The sequence below is a fragment of the Micrococcus sp. Mcc89 genome (assembly GCF_024519795.1).
Taxonomy (GTDB): Bacteria; Actinomycetota; Actinomycetes; order Actinomycetales; family Micrococcaceae; genus Micrococcus; species Micrococcus luteus.
The window spans coordinates 1-1,925 of sequence record NZ_JALJRI010000013.1; the positions used below are offsets into that span (position 1 = coordinate 1).

Annotated in this window: 2 protein-coding genes and 1 pseudogene; all 3 read right to left on the bottom strand. The window is 64.1% G+C overall.

The annotated features are described in order from the left end of the window. Positions 1 to 221: 221 nt before the first annotated feature. A complete protein-coding gene (locus tag NR072_RS01225) occupies positions 222 to 1,154 on the bottom strand; it encodes a cation diffusion facilitator family transporter (RefSeq protein WP_041103451.1) in 933 nt (310 codons plus the stop codon). Then, entirely contained in the window at positions 1,154 to 1,528 is a 375-nt protein-coding gene (locus tag NR072_RS01230; protein ID WP_041103453.1) for a helix-turn-helix transcriptional regulator, read from the bottom strand. Before NR072_RS01230 ends, NR072_RS01225 begins: the two co-directional genes overlap by 1 nt. A 134-nt stretch (positions 1,529 to 1,662) precedes the next feature. After that, positions 1,663 to 1,925 (bottom strand): annotated as a pseudogene (locus NR072_RS01235) (integrase core domain-containing protein); the annotation flags it as partial.

Below are 1,925 nucleotides of genomic sequence, written 5' to 3' on the forward strand. Positions count from 1 at the left end.
ATCAACCCCTACCTGTGACCACCCCGCTTACACAGACAAGTTGACACGCCCCGCGGATCACGTACTGGGCTGTCACCGAGCGCACCATCTGGGGTAATCCCACCTTCGTCTCCTTCCGCTGAGCCCAGCGACTACCCGCGGCGCGCACCCCACCATCGAGTGGGGTGCGCGCCGTTTTGTCGCCCTCGCCTGCGGTTAGGAGGAGTGCGGATCCGTGGGCGCTAAGTGTGCAAGGGACGTTCGGATTCACCTCGATGCACCGACGGGCTCTCCAGTTGGATCGTGGCGTGCTCGAACGCGATCGGGAAGTGCGTCCTGACGCAGACATGGACCTCTTCGAGGATCCGCAGTGCGTGGGCTGATTCGAAGCACTCCTCCCCGACGACGACGTGAGCCGAGAAGATCGGCAGATTGCTCCCGATCGCTGAGGCGTGCAGGTCGTGGACGTCCTGGACGTGGTCGAGAGCGAGGATGTGCTCGCGCACCTGATCGAGATCCACTCCCTTCGGGGTGTACTCCATGAGGATCCGCAGTGTTTCGGCCATGATGCGGAACGCCCGAGGCACGATCAGCGCGGCGATGAACAAACCAGCCAGTGCATCGGCCTGTTGGAATCCGGTCAGCTGGATCACGATCGCGGCCGTGATCACGCCGAGCGAACCGAGAGCGTCATTGAGAACCTCGAGGAACGCGGCACGCATGTTGAGGCTCGAGTCCTTGCCTCCGGCCAGGATGAGGATCGCGGCGATGTTCGCGACCAGGCCGATCACACCGAAGATGAGCAGCTCTCCTGAGGGGACGTCCGGGGGGTCGGTTAGTCGCGAGATACCCTCGACGGCGGTGTAGGTGCCGACCACGATCAGGAGCGTGGCCTGGGCCAAGGCTGCCAGTACCTCGATGCGAGCGAATCCCCAGGTTCGGCTGCTGCTGGCCGGGCGCAACATCATGGTCGCCGCGATCAGCGCGACCAGCAGTCCGGAGGCGTCGACGAGGGCGTGCGCCGTGTCCGTGAGCAGGGCAAGACTTCCGGTGACGACGCTCCCGATCGCTTGCGCGAGCACGATGACGGAGGTGATGGCGAAGGCGATGGCGAGTCGCGTCCGGGCGGTGCTCGACCCGCTGCCGCCGTGCGAATGGTCGTGTCCTGAGCTCATCAGAGGTCCCCGTCCTCGAGGTTCTCGTGATCGCGGTGGTTCTTCAGGGAGAGGGTGGTCCCGGAGGTGTCGAGCAGGTCGTCCGCCACCTCGAGCAGGCCCTTTAGTCGGGGCAGATCGGCGAGGGTGAACCAGGAAGCGCGGCCTTCAGTGCGCGCGGTGACCAGACCGCAGTCGCGCAGGCACGAGAGATGCTTGCTGACGGTCGACTGGGCAAGGTGCATGTGTTCGACAAGGTCGCGAACTCGGTGCTCACCGGTCGAGAGGTGCTGGAGGAGAGCCAAGCGTGTGGGTTCGGCGAGGGCATGGAAGAGCGCGGCATGACTGTCTGCCACCTCGAACTGAGGCTCGGCCGGGATCGCATCAATCGTCATATGGCGATGATATCGCCATTTGGGGTTCCGTAAAGGGGTGGGACGGGACGAGTCGATCCTGATAGACGCGCGAAGGGGTCGCTCGTGGCACGTCGATACACTCGATGTGAAGCGCCCTGGGTTTCGTTCCGAGGTCAGGACGCAACGGGCGCTGAATCCTGGTCGTGAGTGTAGGCCGTCTCAACTTCTGCGGGAGTGCGGTAGCCGAGGGTCTCGTGGAGGCGGGTGGTGTTCCACCAGTGCACCCACCCCATGGTGGCCAGCTCCACCGCCTACACGGACTCCCAGATCCGCTTGGAGTGGATGAGTTCGGCCTTGTAGAGCCCGTTCACGCTCTCGGCCAGGGCGTTGATGCTCCTATAGTTGTCAACTCGCGATCTGACCGGTGCGAGGGTTG

Excerpts from the sequence above, each read along its gene's own strand:
- NR072_RS01225 (WP_041103451.1), bottom strand. The coding sequence starts at position 1,154 with ATGAGCTCAGGACACGACCATTCGCACGGCGGCAGCGGGTCGAGCACC.
- NR072_RS01230 (WP_041103453.1), bottom strand. The coding sequence starts at position 1,528 with ATGACGATTGATGCGATCCCGGCCGAGCCTCAGTTCGAGGTGGCAGAC.